1 protein-coding gene is annotated in these 538 nt (G+C 58.0%); it reads right to left on the bottom strand.

What is annotated here, in order from left to right; all coding sequences use genetic code 11:
- Positions 1-341 (bottom strand): winged helix-turn-helix transcriptional regulator (locus DNK49_RS23275; RefSeq protein WP_207807116.1); only part of this gene is annotated, 341 nt, incomplete at its 3' end.
- Between the last annotated feature and the right edge of the window lie 197 nt (positions 342-538).

The raw sequence follows: 538 nt of genomic DNA, 5'->3' as shown, positions 1-538 counted from the left end.
GCGAGGCGTCCCATGACGTCGTCGAGCTCGTGGCCGCGTTGCGTCAGCGAGTAGGTCACCTTGGGCGGAATGGTTGCCTCGTAGTCGCGCTTCACCAGCGACGCCCCTTCGAGGGTGCGCAGGCGCTCGGTCAGCATCTTGGCCGAGATGCCGGTGACGCGCCGCTTCAGTTCGCCGAAGCGCTGTGGGCCGTGGGTGCGCAGGTTGTAGAGGATGTATGTCGTCCACGGCCCCATCAGCATGCGCAGGATGAAGTCCATGGGACAGGTCACGCTCTCCTTGGCTTTGGCCTTGGAGGCGGGAGGGCTGGCGACGGCAACGTCGCTTGCGGGAGTGGTCATTGGAAAAAACCCGAAGTTACGAATTGGTACCTACTGGTGGAGATATAGTTCGCCTCCCAATTCTTTCCAGTTACTTCGTGAAATCAGATTAACTGAGGAAACAGATTCCATTTTCTTCAGTTAAATCAACAAGCTGGAGAGGGTTATGAGCAAAGTCGCCATCGTCTATCACTCCGGATTCGGCCACACACAGGCCC

Origin of the sequence: Parazoarcus communis SWub3 = DSM 12120, from assembly GCF_003226565.1 — a bacterium.
Taxonomy (GTDB): Bacteria; Pseudomonadota; Gammaproteobacteria; order Burkholderiales; family Rhodocyclaceae; genus Parazoarcus; species Parazoarcus communis.
The sequence above is the reverse complement of the archived record's forward strand: the minus strand, read 5'-3'. Positions and strand labels throughout refer to the sequence as shown.